This window comes from [Clostridium] symbiosum ATCC 14940, assembly GCF_000466485.1.
GTDB lineage: Bacteria > Bacillota > Clostridia > Lachnospirales > Lachnospiraceae > Otoolea > Otoolea symbiosa.
Window position 1 is genome coordinate 1 of record NZ_KE992838.1, and the last position, 657, is coordinate 657.

Annotated in this window: 1 protein-coding gene; it reads right to left on the reverse strand. The window is 44.0% G+C overall.

The annotated features are described in order from the left end of the window. Positions 1 to 210 precede the first annotated feature (210 nt). A partial coding sequence (gene tnpA, locus CLOSYM_RS04535) for an IS200/IS605 family transposase (RefSeq protein WP_021641139.1) occupies positions 211 to 657 on the reverse strand: 447 nt, incomplete at its 5' end.

The window sequence follows — 657 nt, forward strand, 5'->3', positions numbered from 1 at the left end:
CAGTCAGCACCACCGGCTTAGCCGGTGGCCTGCTCTACCCCTATAAGGGGATTGTTCCTGCTTGCGCCCGGAAGGCGCTCCGAAAAGTCTGCCAACTGCACCACATTTTCAGCTGCCCTTAAAAGGGCATAATCGGAGCTTCCTTTCTCCGGCGCAGCCCCAATGGGGGCTTGCTGGTTTGCTTTGATTTCCTACTGACTCTTAAGAGTCCTATTTCTTGTTTTTCTTCACCGGCTCACCCGTAAACGGGTCGATATACTCTACTAACGTCATCTGGTCATATTCCAAATCCTCTTTTACCTGATTTTGAATATATGCCTTTATCGCCGCTGTATTCTTCCCCACCGTATCTACGTAGTAACCACGGCACCAGAAGTGTCGATTACCATACTTATACTTTAAGTTCGCATGCTTTTCGAATATCATAAGTGAACTTTTCCCCTTTAAGTAACCCATTATTTCTGATACCGAATATTTCGGCGGAATTCGCACCATCATGTGCACATGATCTGGCATACACTCTGCTTCGATTATTTCTATTCCTTTTCTTCTACATAACGTTCCTAAAATTTGACCGACATCTGCTTTAATATCCTTGTAAATTACCTGTCTACGATACTTTGGTGCAAAAACTATATGATACTTGCATTCCCATTT